The sequence below is a fragment of the Caballeronia choica genome, from assembly GCF_001544535.1.
Lineage (GTDB): Bacteria > Pseudomonadota > Gammaproteobacteria > Burkholderiales > Burkholderiaceae > Caballeronia > Caballeronia choica.
Window position 1 is genome coordinate 94,339 of record NZ_FCON02000010.1, and the last position, 15,755, is coordinate 110,093.

10 protein-coding genes are annotated in these 15,755 nt (G+C 63.7%); 4 read left to right on the forward strand and 6 right to left on the reverse strand.

Going from position 1 to position 15,755, the window contains the following annotated elements; genetic code table 11:
• The first annotated feature begins 11 nt into the window (after positions 1–11).
• On the forward strand, positions 12–185 hold the full coding sequence (locus tag AWB68_RS48820) for a hypothetical protein (RefSeq protein ID WP_200828647.1): 174 nt from the start codon (positions 12–14) through the stop codon (positions 183–185).
• Here the strand turns inward: AWB68_RS48820 and AWB68_RS07000 are convergent.
• The 3 genes from AWB68_RS07000 to hrcA all read right to left on the reverse strand — a co-directional run bounded on the left by AWB68_RS07000 (position 157) and on the right by hrcA (position 2,807).
• Positions 157–564 carry an Hsp15 family ribosome-associated heat shock protein gene (locus AWB68_RS07000; protein ID WP_087643617.1) on the reverse strand — a complete coding sequence of 136 codons (408 nt, stop codon included), beginning with the start codon at positions 562–564 and terminating at the stop codon, positions 157–159. The genes AWB68_RS48820 and AWB68_RS07000 overlap by 29 nt on opposite strands.
• Before the next feature lie 17 nt (positions 565–581).
• Positions 582–1,649, reverse strand: coding sequence for a ferrochelatase (gene hemH / locus AWB68_RS07005; RefSeq protein WP_087643618.1), 1,068 nt, complete (start codon positions 1,647–1,649; stop codon positions 582–584).
• Between the two features lie 141 nt (positions 1,650–1,790).
• Entirely contained in the window at positions 1,791–2,807 is a 1,017-nt protein-coding gene (gene hrcA, locus AWB68_RS07010) for a heat-inducible transcriptional repressor HrcA (protein ID WP_087643619.1), read from the reverse strand.
• A 176-nt stretch (positions 2,808–2,983) separates the two neighbouring features.
• Here hrcA and AWB68_RS07015 point away from each other — a divergent pair, with 176 nt between their 5' ends.
• Both AWB68_RS07015 and recN read left to right on the forward strand, forming a co-directional pair.
• The gene (locus AWB68_RS07015) at positions 2,984–3,886 is read left to right on the forward strand and encodes an NAD kinase (protein ID WP_087643620.1); all 903 of its coding nucleotides are present in this window, start codon (positions 2,984–2,986) and stop codon (positions 3,884–3,886) included.
• 39 nt (positions 3,887–3,925) lie between these two features.
• Complete coding sequence (gene recN / locus AWB68_RS07020; RefSeq protein ID WP_087643621.1) at positions 3,926–5,581, forward strand: DNA repair protein RecN; 1,656 nt, start codon at positions 3,926–3,928, stop codon at positions 5,579–5,581.
• 276 nt (positions 5,582–5,857) lie between these two features.
• Here the strand turns inward: recN and AWB68_RS07025 are convergent, their stop codons facing one another.
• The 3 genes from AWB68_RS07025 to glnE all read right to left on the reverse strand — a co-directional run bounded on the left by AWB68_RS07025 (position 5,858) and on the right by glnE (position 11,313).
• The gene (locus AWB68_RS07025) at positions 5,858–6,604 is read right to left on the reverse strand and encodes a hypothetical protein (protein ID WP_087643622.1); all 747 of its coding nucleotides are present in this window, start codon (positions 6,602–6,604) and stop codon (positions 5,858–5,860) included.
• A 531-nt stretch (positions 6,605–7,135) separates the two neighbouring features.
• Positions 7,136–8,119: an HNH endonuclease gene (locus AWB68_RS07030; protein WP_125482890.1), complete on the reverse strand. Its 984-nt coding sequence runs from the start codon at positions 8,117–8,119 to the stop codon at positions 7,136–7,138.
• Between the two features lie 401 nt (positions 8,120–8,520).
• Positions 8,521–11,313 carry a bifunctional [glutamate--ammonia ligase]-adenylyl-L-tyrosine phosphorylase/[glutamate--ammonia-ligase] adenylyltransferase gene (gene glnE / locus AWB68_RS07035; RefSeq protein ID WP_087643624.1) on the reverse strand — a complete coding sequence of 931 codons (2,793 nt, stop codon included), beginning with the start codon at positions 11,311–11,313 and terminating at the stop codon, positions 8,521–8,523.
• A 213-nt stretch (positions 11,314–11,526) separates the two neighbouring features.
• Between glnE and AWB68_RS07040 the strand changes: the two genes are divergently transcribed.
• Entirely contained in the window at positions 11,527–15,723 is a 4,197-nt protein-coding gene (locus AWB68_RS07040) for a YhdP family phospholipid transporter (protein ID WP_087643625.1), read from the forward strand.
• Positions 15,724–15,755 lie beyond the last annotated feature (32 nt).

A 15,755-nucleotide genomic window follows, 5' to 3' on the forward strand; every position in this document is an offset into this window, starting at 1 on the left:
CCGGGGATACCATGAAACTGACCTTTGCTATCGCGGTGGTCGCTATGGTGCTCGTAGCGGGAACCACCACCATCTGCATGTCCGGCGCCGTCACGGCGCGCAACACTGAATACGGCGGCATCCACGCCACGGTGGAGCAGTTTTTCAATCCCGATTTCAGTCAGACCCTGAAAGCTTGTCGATAGTGCGGCGGTCGCGCTTGGTCGGGCGGCCCTGCAGGCCGGCCGCCGGCTCGCGATAAGTCTTGCGCCGTTCGGTTTCCGCCAGCCGCTTCTCGCGGCCTTCCTGCAATTCCGTGTAGAGCGTCTGCGCGACTGTCGCCGGCCCGCGCACGTCGCAGATTCCAAGCACTTCCACTTGCCAGATGATCCGCTCGATATCGATTTCGACGATATCGCCGACGCGCACGTCCTTCGACGGCTTCACGTTCGCCCCGCCGATGCGCACCCGGCCTTTTTCCACGGCGTCGCTTGCAAGCGAACGCGTCTTGAAGAAGCGCGCCGCCCAGAGCCATTTGTCGATGCGTAGACGCGCGCCGGGGTCAGTCGAAACGTTGTAGTTCATCGGTTTGGGTAATCAGATCAGGCGACCGCGCTCAACGGATGCGCGGCGTACACGGGCCAGCCCTGCAGATGCTGCGCGACAATTTCGCCGAGCGCCTTGATCCAGGCAGGCGAAGCGTTGACGCACGGAATGCGGTGGAACTGCTTGCCGCCCGCCTTCAGGAATTCGTCACGCACTTCGATGCCGATTTCCTCGATCGTCTCGAGACAATCGGCGGTGAAGCCGGGGCAGAACACATCCACGCGTCGCACGCCGCCTGCGCCTAGTTCGGCGAGCGTCGGCGCGGTGTACGGCTGCAACCACTCGGCGCGGCCAAAGCGCGACTGGAACGTCACCCGGCATTCGATCGGCGTGAGCCCGAGCGCCGCGGTGAGGAGCGACCCGGTTTGCTGGCACTGGTCGTGATACGGATCGCCGAGATCCATCGTGCGCTTGGGCACGCCATGAAAACTCAGCACGAGTTTGTCGCCGGCGGCGAAATCAGGCCGCCCGTGATGACGCCAGTATTCGCGAACCTGCTCGGCGAGCGCGCCGATGTACGCCGGATGATCCGCGTAATGGCGGATCGTGCGAATCTCCGGCTGGTTGCGCACGCGCTTGAGCGCGGTGAAGGCGTCGTCGAAAGCGGTCGCGGTCGTGGACGACGAATATTGCGGATACATCGGCACCAGCAGCACGCGCTCGGCGCCTTCAAGCTTCAACTGGTTCAGCATCGCGGGAATGCCGGGCGTGCCATAGCGCATCGCGTAGTCGACGATCACGTGATAGTCGTTCGCGGCGAAGAGGCGCCGCAGTTGTTCGACCTGCCGTTCCGTGTACACGCGCAGCGGCGAGCCTTCCGGCATCCACACCTGAGCGTATTTCTTCGCCGAGGCACGGCTGCGAAACGGCAGGATCGCGAGCCGCAGGATCAACTGCCACAGGAATGCGGGAATCTCGACGACGCGCGGGTCCGACAGGAATTGCGCGAGATATTTGCGCACGGCCCTGGGCGTCGGCGCGTCGGGCGTGCCGAGGTTGATCAGCAGCACGGCAACGCGATGCGCCGCGGCATGCTGCGAAGGCAACTCGAGGTCGAAACGCATGAAAGAAGCCGCCGGATCAGGAACGTCGTGGAGTGAAGGCCATTATAGCGGCGCGGCCTGGCGCGCATCATTGGCCGAACGGCCTAGTGGCGGCGCGATTCGCGGCCGGGCACGATGAACGGGAAACCTGCTCGATGCCGCTTATTGCTGGCTGAGCGACATGGAAAGCAGCCGCGCGGTGATGTCGACGATCGGGATCACGCGGTTATAGGCCATACGCGTCGGCCCGATCACACCGAGCGTTCCGACGATCTTGCCGTTCACTTCATACGGCGCCGTCACCACGCTCATTTCCTCGATCGGCACGAGATTCGACTCGCCGCCGATGAAAATCTGCACGCCTTGCGCGTGGCTCGACACGTCGAGCAATTGCAGGAGACTCGTCTTTTGGTCGAACACATCGAAGAGCTTGCGCAAGCGCGCCATGTCGGACGAGAGGTCCGCCACTTCCAGCAGGTTGCGCTCGCCGGAAATCAGGAGCGTGTCGCCGGGATCGGTTTCGTCGGTGCTCGCGGCCACCGCTGCGTGCATCAGCGTGGTCATGTCGCCGCGCAACTCGTCGATTTCCTCGCGAAGTCGGCGGCGTACTTCATCGAAGGACAAACCCGCGAAGTGCGCGTTGATATAGTTGGACGCCTCGGTGAGCTGCGACGGCGAATAATCGCGCTGCGTCGCCATGATGCGGTTCTGGACATCGCCTTCCGGCGTCACGATGATGAGCAGGATGCGCTTGTCGGACAGGCGCATGAACTCGATCTGCTTGAACATGTGGCTGCGGCGCGGGGTGAGGATCACCCCCGCGAACGACGAAAGACTCGACAGCACGCTCGCCGCCGCCGCGACGATCTTCTGCGGCTCCTGGCCCTGCAGGCGCGTCTTGACGGCCGTGGTCATCGCCTCGTCTTCGGGCGCCTCCACAGTGAGCATGGTGTCGACGAACACCCGGTAGCCGCGCGGCGTGGGAATTCGCCCCGCCGACGTATGCGGACTCGCGACGAGCCCGAGCTCTTCCAGGTCCGACATGACGTTGCGGATCGTCGCCGGGCTCAGTTCGAGACCGGAGTAACGCGACAACGTGCGCGAGCCCACCGGCTGACCTTCGGCGATGTAGCGCTCGATCAACGTTTTGAGGAGGGTTTGTGCACGTGGGTCTAGCATGGGGAAAGTTTAGCTCAACGCGTCATTGAACGGCGAGCGCGCTCGAAGCCGCACGGGCGCGCGTTTTCAATTCAGGATGTGCTCCATTCTAGCGACAAACAATTAATCGACACGCGCGTGCCCCGCCGGGTTCGCCCACGGTTCTTTTCGACCTTCACCTATGGTGTAATGCCGGCATGGAAATTGGCAGCCAATTCAAAACTGTCGCGCTCGTGGGGCGCACCAACACGCCCGGCATCGAAGGGCCGTTGACCGCGCTCGCCTCGCTCATCGCCGGCCAGGGCTTCGAAGTCGTCTTCGAGGCCCAGACCGCCAAAGAAGTTGGCGTGAGCGCTTATCCGGCGCTCTCCACGGCCGAAATCGGCGCGCGCGCTGACGTCGCGGTGGTGCTCGGCGGGGACGGCACGATGCTCGGCTTCGGCCGCCAGCTCGCGCCGTACAAGACGCCGCTGATCGGCGTGAACCACGGCCGGCTCGGCTTCATCACCGATATCTCGCTTGCCCAGATGCCCGAAATGGTCCCGCAGATGCTCGCGGGCAGTTTCGAGCGCGAAGAGCGCAGCCTGCTCGAAGCACGCATCATGCGCGGCGGCAAGCCGATCTACCACGCGCTCGCGTTCAACGACGTCGTCGTCAACCGGAGCGGCTTCTCCGGCATGACGGAACTGCGCGTGTCCGTGGACGGCCATTTCATGTACGACCAGCGCTCGGACGGCCTGATCGTCGCCACGCCCACCGGGTCGACGGCTTACGCGCTATCGGCTGCGGGGCCGATCCTGCATCCCGAGTTGCAGGGCTTCGTGCTGGTGCCGATCGCGCCGCACTCGCTGTCGAACCGGCCGATCGTGCTGCCGGACGATTCCAAGGTGGACATCCAGATCATCGGCGGGCGCGACGTGAACGTGAACTTCGACATGCAGTCGTTCACGGCCGTCGAACTGAACGATACGATCGAGGTCCGCCGCTCCCGCCATACGGTTCCGGTGCTGCATCCGGTCGGCTACAGCCACTTCGCGACGCTCAGGAAGAAGCTCCACTGGCACGAGCATCCGTCGCAGGACGACGCTTCAAACACCTGATCCGCACTCAAGCGTCACCACATCCCCAAGCATCCATCCATGCTCCGTCATCTCTCGATTCGCGACTTCGTCATCGTCGCCGCGCTCGACCTCGAATTCGACAGCGGCTTCACGGTTTTTTCAGGCGAGACCGGCGCCGGCAAGTCGATCCTCATCGACGCCCTCGCCCTCACGCTCGGCGCGCGCGGCGACGCGAGCGTGGTACGCACGGGCGAATCGCGCGCCGACATCACCGCCGAATTCGCGACGCATGAAGCGGCGGCACGCTGGCTCGAAGAACGCGCGCTCGTCGCGGAAGAAGCGGACACGGTGATGCTGCGACGCGTGATCGATTCGAACGGACGTTCGCGGGCGTTCATCAATGGCACGCCCGCGACGCTCACGCAGTTGCGCGAAGTCGGCGAAATGCTCGTCGACATTCACGGACAGCACGCGCATCAGTTGCTGATGCGGCCCGACGCCCAGCGCGAACTCTTCGACACGCACGCTGGGCTTACCGATGCGGCTGCCGGTGTGACGCGGGCGTACCGCGCGTGGCGCGAGGCCGTGCAGGCCGTCGACACCGCGCAGAGCCGCGACCGCGAATTGCAACTGGAGCGCGAGCGCCTCGCGTGGCAACTGAGCGAATTCGACAAGCTTGCGCCGCAGCCGGGCGAGTGGGAGGAAGTGAGCGCGGAGCATCATCGGCTTTCGCACTCGGCGAGTTTGATAGATGGCGTGCAGGGTGCGCTGAACGCCCTCTCCGAGTCCGACGAAGCGATGATCACGCAGCTTGCCGCGATCACTTCGAAGCTGCGCGGCCTCGCCGATATCGACCCGGCGCTCTCAGACGTGCTCGCGTCGCTGGAACCGGCCGAGATCCAGTTGCAGGAGGCGGCGTATTCGCTGTCGCATTATGCGCAGCGGCTGGAACTCGATCCGGACCGGCTCGCGCAGGTCGAAAAGCGCATGGATCAGTTGCATTCGACTGCGCGGAAGTTTCGGTTGCAGCCGGAAGCGCTGCCGGAGGAACATGCGGCGCGTCGTCAGCAACTCGCGCAACTTGATGCTGCCGCTGATCTTGAGGGGTTGCGGGCTGTCGCTTCGAAGGCGAAGGATGCTTATCTTGTGGAAGCCAGGGTGCTGTCGAAGGCGCGCGGGAAGGCGGCGAAAGCGCTTGGGGCGGCGGTGACAGTCGGGATGCAGGAGTTGTCGATGGCGGGTGGGAGCTTTGAAGTCGCGCTCGTGCCGCTGGTTGAGGGTGGCGCGAATGGGCTTGAGCAGGTGGAGTTTCGCGTCGCGGGGCATGCGGGGGTGGCTTTGCGGCCATTGGCCAAGGTTGCTTCGGGTGGGGAGCTGGCGCGGATCAGTTTGGCGCTTGCTGTCATCGCGAGTACGGCTAGTCCGACGCCGACGTTGATCTTCGACGAAGTGGATACGGGGATCGGCGGGGGTGTCGCGGAAGTTGTTGGCAGGCTGCTGCATCAGCTTGGGCGCGATCGGCAGGTGCTTTGTGTGACGCACTTGCCGCAGGTCGCGGCGCGCGGCGATCAGCATTTTCAGGTGGCGAAGGCGGGGGACTCGAACGGCGGGACGGTTAGTACGGTTACGGCGCTTGATAAGGCGAAGCGTGTGGAAGAAGTCGCGCGGATGCTGGGGGGGATCGAGATCACCGCGACTACGAGGAAGCATGCGAAGGAGATGCTGGCGGCTTAGGTGGGCGCTGCTGTTCAGTTCAGGACAGCGAGAAGCTGCGATGGCGATAATGCTGTTCAAGTTAGATGCTATGTACAAATAGGCCGCCGTGAGCACTTAGCGCGGCCTATTGCGTTTATGACTCACGAACTCAGTCTGCATGGTGTGCTTTATTGCCGATAAATGTCTCAGATCGACCCGTTGCTGCCGGTCGAGCCGTCGTATTTTCAAGGGCAGGTGTCGGTTCACAGCGGTCATCACGAGCACAGGGGTCTATCCAGCGGGGCCTTAATGTACCTATATCCACGAGGGATCGTCTTGGTATTCCGGCCAGAGAGGGATAATCGTTTCTTTCTCGATCGACCGGATTCGCACCACCGCGTCGGTTAGTTTGGGATGCGCAAGCACTAGGTTCTGGTTGACCTTGATTGCTTGGTTGATCCCCTCCATGAAATGTAGGTAAGCCCATCGTGGGTTCTTGTTCTCTGCCGCATCAAATCCTCTGGAGAGCGACGCTTCGGCACGGTTCAGTTCTTCGGGATGCTCGACGTAATACTCCTCGTTCAACTTAAGCAGCGTTATCAGCGACCATGACGCCACGGCCGACGCTTCGTCGAACGCTTGGCGGAGTCGAGCTAGTCCAGGCATGTCGGACGTGGCTTGGGGAGCCGCTGCGCCACGGTTGCGCTCGATAGCGTTGTGAAAGAGATTTTCGACTTCCGAAAAGAAGGCTTTATGTGCTTCGTAGAAGGCGTTGTTTGAGCGGGCTTTGCGCAGCCGCTCGCCGAGCAGGTTGGCACATTGCATCTGCACAATGGGCTCGCTGTCCGTCGCGGCGACGTTCAACGCCAAGACCTTGCACGCAGCTAGAAACGGACCCGTCTTCGCGCGCGCAAGGACAGGATCATTTCTGAGGCGGTCGAGTTCTCGAAGCACATCGACGCGGTTGAACACCGTGTTGACGAACGCTTGATCGTTGTGTTGCGCCTTGATTTCAGCCTGGACCTTTGACTGGAACCAGCGGGTTTTGACGGCAGTAAGCATGGGCGGTGAGCGGTGTGAAGGGACCCTGTGGGGCAGGACCCGAGCGCTGGATTATAGTCTGTCAGGATTCTGACAGAATTGCCAACACCGACATCGGAATATCGACAAAGGCCGACAAGGCTACATTCGTCTTCGCTCATCGAATGGCCGCTTGCAAGTTGCGGAGCCGACGTTCGAACGTCCGGGCGACGTGACAGGCGATTGGCGCCTCATGGCCGGATCCCGCCTAGGTGACGAGCTCGCTGTTCTTTGGTTTATCCTTCTTCTTGTTTTCCAACCATCCCACCGCACTTCACTTCGCGAATCAGAACATCGACCTTCCATCAAGGAACAACGAATATGGATTGTGAATCGGCTCGCGGACCATGCGCGTCTCGTCAATCCTTGAGGCGCCGCGGCCGGCCCAGCTCGACCCGTCGCCGCCAGTCATAGCGTCGCAGTTCAAGCGTCGCGTTTTAGAGTGCAGCAGTCACTCATGCGATGCAAGGGAAGCGGTGATCGTCTTCTCACGTGCATGCTGCCCCTCGGAAATCAATCTTCGTGGGCGTGGACTTTGTCTTCCTCTCGCAGAAGTCGGTGCACAAGTCGGTGACAGTTTGCGCACAGACACTGTACGTCATCGAGCATCGTTTTGTGTTGAGGCCCCATCTGGCCGACGTGAGTTGTCGAATGATGGACTTCGATACAAGCTTCCGCATGCTCTGTTCCGAATACAGCAACAGGATCCAGCTTGCAGCGCTCGCAGGTGAGCTTTCCGTGCAGACGCCTAAACTGCGCCTTTTTAGCTTTTGCCAGTCCGGGGGATCGCTCTCGCCTGAGATGCGAGACAAGTTTTCGATCGCCTTCCATCCACTCCTGTTCCGGCATCGACGCCGGATCGGTCGAAGGCGAATCGAAGTCTTTCGGCACAATTTGATAGCCGGCGTCTCGCAGGAGCGCGAAACATAGCGATGCTTCGTCTCCCGAAAAATGCTTTGGCTCGATTGTCGCACCATCTAACGCCATGGAGAGGGCGACGCCAAAGACGGCTTTCGGTGCAAACCGATCACCGTTCTCGTCGATCAAGTCATATTTCGTGGATGAACCGAAAGCGTGGCTTACATCCCCGCTCTGAAACAATTGAACGGACCTCCAGATGTACTCAGGCGTGGCTTTTTTCAGAACGACCGCAGGCAGCCGCTCGCTGCTCTCGGCGGCAACATACCGTACGTATCGGTAACCGGCCCCCTTCAACTTTCGCTCGGCCACTTTGAGCAATTGTTCATCGAAGAATCGGATCCATTCCGTCTCGAGAACTAGCGCTTCCACGGAAAGGTCCAGACGCCCACTTTCCCAGAGCTTAACGAAGCCGTCGGAGGGATTTTTTCCCCCAACCAGCTTTGCCACAGTCGAATAGCCGCCTTCTGCCCCCAACATAGAGAGAAACTGCCGCGGGTCGTATCTCAATTCGCGCTTCGCCTCTGCCGCCTTTTCGCGAAGAAACGCCGTGAATCGTTCGTTGCTATGTGTATCCATCAACTCTCTCAGAAACGTCAACAAACCTCCTTTTAATACCTTTCGGCAACAGTCGCTAAAACTTGAGCGCCCTGACGGACTAGCAACTGATGGCGAGCTCCGCGAAGGCTCGCTAAGCGACCACTGCGACTACCCTCCGGAAAGGAACTCCCCATCGGCGTCCGAGTGTCGACTCGCCAATCCCTAGGGCCGACCCGATTGTGAACCCAGCCCACGCCGTTATCCGCATAACTGGCCGACTTGCGACATTCTCCAGTCAAGTAGCCGCTGATCACTGCCTCAAATATTCACCTAAACCGCGCATATCACCGCGCGGTTTGTTTCACGTAAAAGGTTAACTGAACGACATTTCCGCGACGCTCATTTTTTGCACACTTCGCGACGCAAACCTTATTCACGCGTCAGATCCCCCCAAACACCCTCCCCCACAACCCCACCACCGCCGCCCGCTCCTGCGCGACCAACTCAGGCTCGACCCGCGCCTTCTCCATCCCATCGAGCCTGAGTTTATGCTGCAACTTCCGATACAACCGATAAGCCGCCCCAATCCTCTCCGCCTCATCCCCCGAAACAAGCCCACACTCCGCCGCGATCCTCAGCAGTGAAATATTCCCCGCATTGCGCACGAACTCCCGATGCTCCCGCGCGTGCAATAACACCCAAAACTGCACGATGAACTCGATATCGACCATCCCGCCGCGATCGTGCTTGATATCAAAAAACTCCGTCCGATTCGGATGCCCCACCTCCACCCGCTCGCGCATCGCGACGATCTCCCGCGCGAGCACACCAGGCTCCCGCGGCATCACGAGCACTTCAGCGCGGATCGCCTCGAACTGCTCGCCGATCTCAGCATCGCCCGCGCAGTACCGCGCCCGCGAAAGCGCCTGATGTTCCCAAACCCACGCGGTATTCGCCGCATCGCCCTCGCGAATCTGATACGCGCGAAACGACTCAAAACTCGTCACCAGCAGCCCGGACTCTCCATTCGGACGCAGCCGCAAATCCACATCGAACAAGGTGCCCGCCCCCGTCGCCGTCGTGAGCCACGTGACGAGCCGCCGCGCGAACATCGCATAGATATCGGAAGCAGCATCAGCGGGGTCGTCGTAGAGAAAAATCAGATCGAGGTCCGACGCATAGCCCAACTCCTTCCCACCCAGCTTCCCATACGCGATCACCGCGAACTTCGGCACCTCCCGATGCCGCTTCGGAAACTGCTTCCAGACCGTTTCGATGGTCACGTCGAGCACGGCATCGGCGAGCTCGGACAGCCGGTCACTGATGCGCTCGACGGTGAGATGCCCCGCCAGGTCGATCAGCAGAATGCGGAACACCTCGGCCTGATGCGCGTGACGCAGGAGGTCCATCTGCTGTTCGGCGCCATCGGCGGCGTCGATGTGCGCACGCAGCGACCGCTTGAATTCCGGCCAGTCGAACGGGCTCGCGATGGCTTCGTCGTCGAGCAGTTCGTCGAGCAGTTGCGGATGCCGGATCAGGTAGCCCGCCGCCCAGCGTGAGCCGCCGAGCACCGACAGCACGCGATCCAGCGCCGCCGGATATTCGGTCAGCAACGCGAGATAAGCACCCCGCTTGGCCGTCGCTTCGAGCAGGTCGAAGAGACGCGTGATCGTGTCGCCGCGCCGCTCGGGCGGTTCGATCGACTGCGCCGCTTCCAGCGCGCGCTGCGCGACGATGTCGAAGCGCTCGCGGCTTTTCGCGGGCAAGCCGGCGTAGCGCGACGAATTCCAGACGCTCGTCAGGCGTGCGAGCAAGCCGGCGGGGTCGGTGAAACCGAGACCGGCGAGACGCGCGATGAGTTCTTCGCCGGCGCTGTCATCGGCGAGCGCGCTGCTCCAGATCCACGACGCCGCCGAATCCTCGGCCACGCCGCGCCCGCCCTGACCGTTCATCTTGTTGGCGAAGATTTCGTCGAACTGGCCCTCGGCGATTTCGCGATGCGCGTCGAGCTTCGCCATCAGCGCGGCGTAATCGGCAAAGCCGAGCGATTCGGCGAGCAGCGCGCGCTCTTCGGGCGCGACGGGCATCGCGTGAGTCTGCGCGTCGTTACGATATTGCAGCCGGTGCTCGACCTTCCGCAGGAAGAGGTAGGCCTCGGTCAGCCCGGCGCGCACCGTCGTCGAAATCAGCCCATGCGCAGCCGCCCGGGCGAGCACGGCAAGCGTCGGACGAATGCGAAACTCCGCCACCTGTCCGCCGCGAATCAACTGGAACACCTGCGCGCTGAACTCGATCTCGCGAATGCCGCCGCGTCCGAGCTTGATGTCGTCGGCCTTGTCTGGGCGCATCGACGCGCGCCGCTGCGCTTCCTGGCGGATCTGCAGATGCAGCGAGCGGATCGCCGCGATCACGCCGTAGTCGAGATAGCGGCGGTAGACGAACGGCGTCACGATCGCGTCGAGCTGCCTGGCGAGACGCTGCGCCGAAGCGCTCTCGCCTTCTGACACGAGTCGCCCCTTGATCCACGCGTAGCGTTCCCACTCGCGGCCCTGCACGTAGAAATACTCCTCCAGCATGCCGAGGCTGCACACGAGCGGACCGGAATCGCCATTCGGCCGCAGCCGCATGTCGACGCGAAACACGTAGCCGTCCTGCGTGAGTTCGGCAAGCGCGGCGATCAGCCGGCGCCCGAGGCGGCTGAAGAACTCCTGCGTCGTGAGCGGTGCGCGCTGGCCGCCGGCTGTCTCGCCGTCGTCTTCGTAGACGAAGATCAGGTCGATATCCGACGATGCGTTCAGCTCGCGCCCACCGAGCTTCCCCATGCCGACGACGCCGAGCGTCAGCCGCTCGCCGCCCGGCCCGCGCGGCTCGCCAAAGAGCACTTCCAGATCCGCCGACAATACCGACAGCGCCCGCTGCACGGTGAGTTCGGCGAGATCGGTCATCGCGCCCGTCACTTCGGCGACGTCCGCGTCGCCCACGAGATCGCGTTCCATCACGGTGCAGAACACTTCCGTGCGAAGCCGGCGCAGCGCGGTCTTGAGGGCGGCCTCGTTCAGCGTGGCACCCGTCCCGCAGGTCTGGCACAGCGCATCCAGACGCGCTTCGATCCAGGTCCGCGTGATGCGCGCCGATGCCCATTGCGCGACTTGCGCGGGCAGTTCGGGACGCGCCGCGTACGCGCGCGCGGCAAAGTTGGAATAGGCGGAACTGCGAAGTGTTGCTGGAGTCATCTGGAGTCGGGCTCGCTCGTTGCTTCAAGAACACGACGGCCAGCGAGACGCTTCGGGACACCGCTCGATGGCCGTCGCGAAACACGCCAGACGCCGTCTGGGCTTGGTTTTCCGGGAGGATTCGAAGGCACGCGCCAAGCCTGATGCGCACCACCGTGTGTTACATTTCAACGCATAACACGCAAAACTACCATATCGCCGAAACGCCGCAGCATGTCCGACAGCAAGCAATCCGTCGACCCTCTCGAAGTTGGACAAGCGAAGCCCAGCGGCACTGCCGAGCGCGTGCTTTCGCACGCCTTCAGGGTCATCCTGGTGCTGGCCGTCGCGCTGTATTTCGCGGTGGCGGGCCTCTATCTCGGCTTGCGCTATGTCGTCCTTCCGCAAGTCGATGCCTTCCGGCCACGCATCGAGCATCTCGTCTCGTCGAAGCTTCACGCGCAATTGCACATCGGGCGGCTCACCGCGCGCTGGTCGGGCTTCGAGCCGGTGTTCGACGTCGACAACCTGCGCATCGATGCCGCCGATGGCGCGCCCGGCCTCGCCGTGCCGCACGCGAGCGCGAGCCTGTCGTGGAGTTCCGTGTTCAGGCTCGCGCCGGTGCTCTCGAATCTCACTGTCGATGGCCCTGACGTGATCATTTCGCGCGCCGCGGACGGCTCGCTGCGGGTCGCGGGCGTCCCCATCCCAACGAAACGCACCGGCGAAAGCGCGTTCACGACATGGCTTCTCAGGCAGCAGGCCATCGTGCTGCGCGACGGTACGCTGCGCTGGCGCGATGCCGAGCGCGCGGCGCCGGAGATCGCGCTGAAGCGCCTGCGGCTCGCGATCATCAACGACGGCACCCGCCACCGGCTCGCGCTCCAGGCCCCCGCCGACGGCGAATTGCTGCACGGCCCGCTCGACGTTCGCGCGGACTTCCGCCATCAGCCGTTCGCGGCGATCGGCGTGCCAGCGCACTGGAGCGGCCGCGCCTACCTGACGACAGGCCCCGTCGACCTGCCGATGCTCGCGCGTTATGTGGAGATGCCGTTCGCGATCTACAGCGGCCGCATCGACAACCGGATCTGGCTGAACTTCGCGGGCGGCAAGCTGCAGACGGCGCAAGGCGAGTCGTCGGGCAACGATATCGCGCTGCGCGTGAGGCCGACGCAGCCGCGCCTGGAGTTGCCGATCGCCCAGTTCGGCTGGACGCTCGCGCAGGACGACGGCGAGTACACGCTGCACCTGTCTGACGTGCACGCGGAGTTCGGCCAGGCACCGCTCGACGACGGCACGCCGGTCGCGCGTCTTTTCACCTCGCAAACGTTGACGGCCACCTATCGCGCACCGGCGCCGCAGCGTGGACAGGCGATCAGCGTGGCCGGCGACCAGATCGATCTGGGAATACTCGCCGAGTTCATGCGCGCGCTGCCGCTGCCGCGCAAGGTGCTGAACGATCTCGTGCGGTTCAATCCGCGCGGGCAGATTGCCAATTACGTCCTGCGCTCCGAGCGCGCCCCACCGAGGACGCAACAGGAAGCCGACGAGCAACGCGCGAAGGGCGAGGCGCCGCCGCTGCTGAGCTATATGCTGAAGGCCGACCTGCAAGGCATCAGCGTGCAGGCGCAGGAACCGCCGCCCGGCCTCACGGTGAACAACCATCCGCGCGCGGGGATTCCCGGCATCGAAAACCTGTGGGGCAAAGTCGACGCCGACCAGTCGCAAGGCTCGATCACCATCGACACTAGGAACGCCGCGGTCACGATTCCCGGCGCGTTCGATGATCCGCGCCTGACCTTCGATTCGCTCGAAGGGCGCGCGGCCTGGACCGTCGCCGACGCGCCCGCGCCCGGCGAGCCGCGCAAGGCGTTCACGGTGCGCGTGGAAACGCTGCGCGTGAAGAACGCCGATGCCGAAGGCGAGGCGACCGCCTACTACTGGAACCAGGGCCACGGACGCGGCTCGCTCGACCTGAAGGCGAAAGTCGCGCACCTGAAGGTGACGCGCCTTGTGCGCTACCTGCCGACGAGCCTCAGCGAACGCGTGCGCATCTATCTCGGTCATGCGTTGCAGGCGGGCACGTCGCGCAACGGCACGATCGAAGTGCACGGCGACCTGACGAAATTCCCCTACGCGAAGTTTCCCGATGCCGGCATCTTCCACATTGAAGCGCCGTTCACCGGCGGCAAGTTCGATCCCACGCCGTTCCCGCCGAGGAAGCTGGCGAACGGCATGCCGAACTTCTGGCCGGGCTTCGAGGGCATCGACGGCAAGTTCCAGCTGGCGCAGAACAAGCTGCGCTTCGACATCGACCGCGCGCACTATCGCAACGTCGCGATCACGAAGACGAACGGCCGCATCGAGGACACGGGCAACCGCGAGTCGCTGCTTCTGATCGACGGCCACGCGCACGGCCCGCTCACCGACATGCTGCAGTACGTCGACGACAGTTCGCTCGGCCTGATCTCGAAGCACGCGGTGCAGAAGGTCCACGCGACCGGCGACGCGACGCTCGCGCTCAAGCTCGGCATTCCGCGCATCCGGCTGCCGAAGCCGCACGTCGACTACGACGGTTCGCTCACCTTCGCCGACAACGAAATCGCTTATGAGAACCTGCCGCCGCTGTCGCACGTGCGCGGGCGCGCGAGCTTCGCCGCCAAGACCGTCACGCTCGACAACCTCACCGGGCGTTTCCTCGGCGGCGAAGTGCGCGGCAACGGCGGCGTCAAGCCGGACGGCAGCTACGCGTTCAACGTGAATGGCCGTATCGGCGCGGACGCGGCGCAGGGGCTCAACGTTCATATCAGTCCGCTGGTCGCGCAGGTTCTCAAGCGCGTGAGCGGCACGGCGCCCTACGAAATGCACGTGCGCGGGGTCAAGAACGCGCTGCCGCGCATCGAGACCCGTTCCGACCTCACGGGCCTCGGCCTCGACTTTCCCGCGCCTTTCGCGAAGCCGCAGGGCACGCCGATGCCGTTCGCGCTGAGCTTCGAGCCCGCCGAGGGCGACGCAGCGGGGCGTCACGATGCGAACCTCACGCTCGGGCCCGTGAAGGCGCATTACGTATTGCAGCAGGTGAGCAAGACGCAGATGAACGTCGTGCGCGGCGCGATCGGCGTGAACAAGCCGGCGGATTTGCCGTCGCAGGGCGTGACGGCCGCGGTCGAACTCGACGAACTCGATGCCGACGCATGGCGCAAGTTCTTCGCCGAATTAAATCCGCCGCCCGCGCCGGGCGAGCAGAAAGCGGTGCAGAAAGTGTCGCAAGCGCCCGCGATGAATGAAAACGTCAAGCAGTTCATCCCGACCCGCGTCGCCCTGCATCTCACCACGCTGAAGCTGCTCAACCGGCGCTGGGAAAACGTCGTGATCGGTGCGAGCCAGGCCGACCGGAAATGGCAGGCCAACATCGCGTCGAACCAGGTGTCGGGCTATGTCGCGTGGACGCCCGGCGCGGTCAAGGGCAGCCCCGGCGCGTTGCAGGCGCGCTTCGCGCAGGTCGTGATCCCCGAGAAGTCGGAGAACGACCTCGTCGGACAGATGATCCGCAGGCCGCCGGCCAACATGCCGTCGATCGATCTGATCGTGAACGAAGTGGTCGTGCGCGGACGGACGATCGGGCGGCTCCAGGTCGATGCTCGCAACGACGTCGAGAACGGCGTGCCGGTGTGGCAGCTCGACAAGCTGGAACTGTCGAATGCGGACGCGACGCTCGCGGCGACCGCCAACTGGCGCGCGCCCGCCTCAGCCGGCCCGCCCCGCCGCACCGCGCTCGATTTCAAGCTCGCCGTGTCGAACCTGGGGTTGCTGCTCGACCGCTTCGGCCTGCCGCACGCGCTGAACGCGGGAAGCGGCACGATCTCGGGCAACGCGGCGTGGGACGGCGGCCCGACCACCATCGACCTGCCCACGTTGAACGGCAATCTCGCCGTCGACCTGCGCCACGGCCAGATCCTGAAGCCGAACGCGGGCGCGGCGAAGCTGCTCGGCATCCTCAGCCTGCAAAGCCTCGCGCACCTGCTCACGCTCGACTTCCAGGACGTCGTCGGCAAAGGGCTGCCGTTCGAGAAGGTCACGGGCACGGCGAAGATCGAGAACGGCATCGCCCGCAGCGACAACTTCACGATGGTCACGTCGCCGGCGCGCGTCGAACTGAAGGGGATGGTGAACCTGCCGACCCACACCCAGGACCTGCACGCCTACGTGATCCCGACCGTGAGCGCCGGGGCAGTGGCGATCGGCGCCGCCGTCATCAATCCGCTGCTCGGCCTCGGCACGCTCGCGGCCGATCTCGTGCTGTCGAAATCGATCGGCAAGGCGTTCGCCCGGGACTACGCGATCACCGGAACGTGGTCGAAACCGGTCATCCAGCGGGTGCACGGCGATCAGGGTAAGATCGAAACACCTGCCGCCGCTGTCACCGACTGAGGCTGACAGCGGCGCGTCTGGTCCCCACTGTC